At 74.9% G+C, this 4,564-nt stretch carries 5 protein-coding genes; 2 read left to right on the top strand and 3 right to left on the bottom strand.

Annotated features, from left to right (window positions below; genetic code table 11):
• Positions 1-158: 158 nt before the first annotated feature.
• Positions 159-2,378, bottom strand: a complete 2,220-nt coding sequence (locus ACFV0O_RS40500) for an NADP-dependent isocitrate dehydrogenase (protein ID WP_380349777.1) — start codon at positions 2,376-2,378, stop codon at positions 159-161.
• Positions 2,379-2,721: 343 nt separating this feature from the next.
• On the opposite strand from ACFV0O_RS40500, the gene ACFV0O_RS40495 reads away from it, so the two are divergent.
• Together ACFV0O_RS40495 and ACFV0O_RS40490 are read left to right on the top strand one after the other, a co-directional pair.
• Positions 2,722-3,042, top strand: a complete 321-nt coding sequence (locus ACFV0O_RS40495; protein WP_380349775.1) for an SAV_915 family protein — start codon at positions 2,722-2,724, stop codon at positions 3,040-3,042.
• Positions 3,039-3,365, top strand: coding sequence for a hypothetical protein (locus ACFV0O_RS40490; RefSeq protein ID WP_380349772.1), 327 nt, complete (start codon positions 3,039-3,041; stop codon positions 3,363-3,365). Before ACFV0O_RS40495 ends, ACFV0O_RS40490 begins: the two co-directional genes overlap by 4 nt.
• Before the next feature lie 86 nt (positions 3,366-3,451).
• Here the strand turns inward: ACFV0O_RS40490 and ACFV0O_RS40485 are convergent, their stop codons facing one another.
• Together ACFV0O_RS40485 and ACFV0O_RS40480 are read right to left on the bottom strand one after the other, a co-directional pair.
• Complete coding sequence (locus ACFV0O_RS40485; protein WP_380349769.1) at positions 3,452-3,724, bottom strand: hypothetical protein; 273 nt, start codon at positions 3,722-3,724, stop codon at positions 3,452-3,454.
• 108 nt (positions 3,725-3,832) lie between these two features.
• Positions 3,833-4,507 carry an EamA family transporter gene (locus ACFV0O_RS40480; RefSeq protein WP_380349767.1) on the bottom strand — a complete coding sequence of 225 codons (675 nt, stop codon included), beginning with the start codon at positions 4,505-4,507 and terminating at the stop codon, positions 3,833-3,835.
• Between the last annotated feature and the right edge of the window lie 57 nt (positions 4,508-4,564).

Raw genomic sequence — 4,564 nt, 5'->3', positions numbered from 1 at the left:
GCGCGCCGGGGGACCGGTGCCGGACGCTGACCGCGGCCGGACCGGGGGCCGCGGCACCCGGGCGCAACGCGGGGAGGCCCCCGGGGCCGCTCCCACGGACCCGGGGGCCTCCCGGTGCTGCACGTCGGCTCGGTCGGCCCGGTTCGGACCGGCCGGGTTCAGCCGAGGTTGGCGAGCGCCTCGTTGAAGGTCTTCGACGGGCGCATCACGGCCGCGGCCTTGGCCGGGTCCGGCTGGTAGTAGCCACCGAGGTCGACCGGCGAGCCCTGGACGGCGATCAGCTCGTCGACGATGGTCTGCTCCTGCGCGGTCAGCGCCTCGGCCAGGCCGGCGAAGGCCTGGGCCAGCTCGGCGTCCGCGGTCTGCTGGGCCAGCTCCTGGGCCCAGTAGGTGGCCAGGTAGAAGTGGCTGCCGCGGTTGTCGATGCCACCGAGGCGGCGGCTCGGCGACTTGTCCTCGTTGAGGAAGGTTCCGGTGGCCCGGTCCAGGGTGTCGGCCAGCACCTGGGCGCGGGCGTTGCCGGTGGTGGTGGCCAGGTGCTCGAAGCTGGCGGCCAGCGCGAAGAACTCGCCCAGGCTGTCCCAGCGCAGGTAGTTCTCCTTGACGAGCTGCTGGACGTGCTTCGGGGCGGAGCCGCCGGCGCCGGTCTCGAACAGGCCGCCGCCCGCCATCAGCGGGACGACCGACAGCATCTTGGCGCTGGTGCCCAGCTCCAGGATCGGGAACAGGTCGGTCAGGTAGTCACGCAGCACGTTGCCGGTCACCGAGATGGTGTTCTCGCCACGGCGGATGCGCTCCAGCGAGAACGTGGTGGCCTCGACCGGGGACTTGATCTCGATCTGCAGGCCGGTGGTGTCGTGCTCCGGCAGGTAGCGCTTGACCTTCTCGATCAGCACCGCGTCGTGGGCGCGGGTCTCGTCCAGCCAGAACACCGCCGGGTCGCCGGTGGCGCGGGCGCGGGAGACGGCCAGCTTGACCCAGTCCTGGATCGGCAGGTCCTTGGTCTGGCAGGCGCGGAAGATGTCGCCGGGCTGGACGGCCTGCTCCAGCACCACGTTGCCCTCGGCGTCGACCAGGCGGACGGTGCCGGCGGCCTCGATCTCGAAGGTCTTGTCGTGGGAGCCGTACTCCTCGGCCTTCTGGGCCATCAGGCCGACGTTCGGCACCGAGCCGATGGTGGCCGGGTCGAGGGCGCCGTTGGCGCGGCAGTCGTCGATGACGGCCTGGTACACGCCGGAGTAGCTGCTGTCCGGCAGCACGGCAAGGGTGTCGGCCTCCTGGCCGTCCGGGCCCCACATGTGGCCGGAGGTGCGGATCATGGCCGGCATCGAGGCGTCGACGATGACGTCGCTCGGCACGTGCAGGTTGGTGATGCCCTTGTCGGAGTCGACCATGGCCAGGGCCGGGCCCTCGGCCAGCTCGGCCTCGAAGGAGGCCTTGATCGCGGCGCCGTTCGGCAGCGCGTCCAGGCCGGCCAGGATGCCACCGAGGCCGTTGTTCGGGTTCAGACCGGCGGCGGTCAGCGCCTCGCCGTGGGCAGCAAAGGTCTTCGGGAAGAAGGCGCGCACGACGTGGCCGAACACGATCGGGTCGGAGACCTTCATCATGGTCGCCTTGAGGTGCACCGAGAACAGCACGCCCTCGGCCTTGGCACGGGCCACCTGGGCGGCCAGGAACTCGTTCAGGGCGGCGGCGCGCATCACGGAGGCGTCGACGACCTCGCCGGCCAGCACCGGGACCTTCTCGCGCAGCACCGTGGTGGTGCCGTCCTCGCCGACCAGCTCGATGCGCAGGGCACCGTCGGCCTCGACCACGGCGGACTTCTCGGTGGACCGGAAGTCGTTCTCGCCCATGGTGGCGACGTTGGTCTTGGACTCGGCGGTCCAGGCACCCATGCGGTGCGGGTGGGTCTTGGCGTAGTTCTTGACCGACTGCGGCGCGCGGCGGTCCGAGTTGCCCTCGCGCAGGACCGGGTTGACGGCGCTGCCCTTGATCTTGTCGTACCGGGCGCGGACGTCCTTGTCCTCGTCGGTCTGCGGGTCGTCCGGGTAGTCCGGCAGGGCGTAGCCCTGGGCCTGCAGCTCGGCGACGGCGGCCTTCAGCTGCGGCACGGAGGCCGAGACGTTCGGCAGCTTGATGATGTTGGCGCTCGGGGTCTTGGCCAGCTCGCCCAGCTCGGCGAGGGCGTCGCCGATCCGCTGCGCCTCGGTCAGACGCTCCGGGAAGCTCGCGATGATCCGCCCGGCCAGGGAGATGTCGCGGGTCTCCACCCGCACACCCGCGGTCGAGGCGTACGCCTGGACAACCGGCAGGAACGAGTAGGTCGCCAGGGCCGGAGCCTCGTCGGTGTGCGTATAGATGATGGTCGAGTCAGTCATCGGTACTCCGCTTCAGGTCTCCAACGTCTTGACGTCAAGATATCTCGTCACGGGCCCCTCGCTCCACCTCCCCCCGCCCCGGAGCGCGCGCCGGTCCCCCGGGGGGCGCCCCGCGGCCGTGCCGGGGGCCGGAATCCACGGTCGTCCGAGCCGGGACGGGGGGCAACCGGAGCGCCGCCGGCGCGTGGGCGTGGTCCACCCGGGTGAGCCGAACGTCAGGAGTGCGTCAACGCACCACCCCATTCGGTCAACGCCGCGTCAGGACCGGCGACGCCCGGGGCGGGCCGACCTAGCGTCGAGGGAGCAGTCACGGCAGGCACCACCACCCACCCGGGAGCACCGCATGGCCAGCGTCTGGCACGTACCGGTCACCACCACCGACACCGGCAGCACCACCGGTACCGGCAGCACCACCGCACTCCGCCTGTTCCGCCTGCGCGACGGTCGCCGCTGCGCGGTCGGATTCTCCAGCCCCGAGGCCCTCGCCGCCCTCCTCGGACCGGACCAGGCGCACACCGAGCTCGCCGAACCCGCCCTGCGCGACCTCACCGCCCCGCTCGGGGTGGACGCCCTGGTCCTGGACCCGAGGCTGGTCGCCCCGCCCGTCACCACCCCCGCCGCGCCGCCCGCCCCGGCCCCGACCGCACAGCTCCAGCACCGGTGACCGCCCCGCTCCAGCTCGTCCCGGGCGGCCTGGGCCCCGAGGACCACCGGCGGCCGGCCCGGTCACTGCACGCGATCGCCCGGATCAGCCACGGCCCGGTCCCGCTCGACTTCGACCGGCTCGCCGCCGAGTTCCCGGCCGTCCGGAGCGGCCTCGCTCTCGCCGGAGACGCCGACCTGGAGCTCCGGCTCGCCTGCACCGGCCCGGAGGAGTTACGGGCCGTCGCCGCGGCCCTGCACCGTGCGGGCGCCGCGAAGGTCCGCATCGACCTGGTCCTGCGCACCCTCACCCCGGCCCCGGTGACCCTGCGACCGGTGCCGTGAGACGCGCCCGGCCGTGAGCCCCGCCCGGCCGTGGGGCGTGTCCGACCGTGAGGTGGGCCCGACCGCGGGGTCACCGGGCCGGGCGCTCACTCCTCGCCGGGGCGCGGGTCCGGGTTGATCGCCTGGTAGTCGATGGGCTGGCCCCAGGCGTCGTCGCCGACGGCGTCGGCGCAGTAGCCGCTGCCCTCGACGTGCCCGCCCGCGTCCCGGCACTGCTCGGCGGTGACGTCCCGGAGCCCGGTCGCCGCCGACGGAACAGCGGCGGCGACCGCGGCACCGGCGGCGGTGGCGGTGGCGGTGGCGAGCAGGACGACGGACGCGGTCGTGGCGGCCACCCGGGCCAGGTGTGAGCTGTTCATGCGGACCACCCCAGCACGCCCGCCCGCCCGCTGCGACCACAGGACGCCCGGCCGGGTGGCCGACCGGCCGGGCCGGTCCCGCACCCCCGGCCACCCCGCCCGGGCGCGCTACACCCGGGCCAGGGCCGCGATCGCCCCGAGCAACAGCGTCGAGCCCGCCAGCAGGCCCGCCGTGACGGGCTCGCCCAGGAACAGCACGCCGATCACCGCCGCCGTGGCCGGCTCCAGCAGCACCAGGACCGCCGCCGTCGCGCCCGGCACGGCGGTCAGCCCGGTGAAGTACCAGCGGTAGGCGAACAGCGTGGGCACCGTGCCGAGGAACAGCAGCGCGGCACCGGTCGACACCGGGTCCCCGGCCGTCGGCAGCACGCCCTGGACGGCCGCGAACGGGAGCAGGCAGAGCAGCCCGGTGGTGAAGGCTCCGGTGCCGGCCCGGGCCGAGCCGCCGCCCCGCGCCCAGAGCGTGAGGCCGCTCTGCCCCGCGCCCGCGACGACGGCCAGGGCCGCGCCCAGCGCCGGGCGCGGGCCGGTCGCCGGGGCGGCGACCAGCAGGACGAGCCCGGCGAGGGCCAGGGCGACGGCGGCGAGCGCGCGACGGGTGAGCCGCTCGCCGAGCAGCACGTGCGCGCCGAGGCTGGTGAGCACCGGCCCGGCGCCGATGGTGATCAGGGTGCCCAGCCCCAGGCCCGCGTAGTGCACGGAGCCGAAGTAGGCGCACTGGCTGATCGCCAGACCGAGCCCGGTCAGCACGGCGGCGCCGGGGGCCGGGGGGGGGGGCGCCACGCGGGCGCGCCCCCCGGGGGCGGCGGGGCGCGCGGGCGGCGCGCCGCGCCCCGGCGG

Origin of the sequence: Kitasatospora sp. NPDC059577, from assembly GCF_042735475.1 — a bacterium.
Taxonomy (GTDB): Bacteria; Actinomycetota; Actinomycetes; order Streptomycetales; family Streptomycetaceae; genus Kitasatospora.
The sequence above is the reverse complement of the archived record's forward strand: the minus strand, read 5'-3'. Positions and strand labels throughout refer to the sequence as shown.

What these genes read in the sequence shown, in the direction of transcription:
- ACFV0O_RS40495 (WP_380349775.1), top strand. Translation starts at nt 2,722, where the DNA reads ATGGCCAGCGTCTGGCACGTACCGGTCACCACCACCGACACCGGCAGC.
- ACFV0O_RS40500 (WP_380349777.1), bottom strand. Translation starts at nt 2,378, where the DNA reads ATGACTGACTCGACCATCATCTATACGCACACCGACGAGGCTCCGGCC.
- ACFV0O_RS40485 (WP_380349769.1), bottom strand. Translation starts at nt 3,724, where the DNA reads ATGAACAGCTCACACCTGGCCCGGGTGGCCGCCACGACCGCGTCCGTC.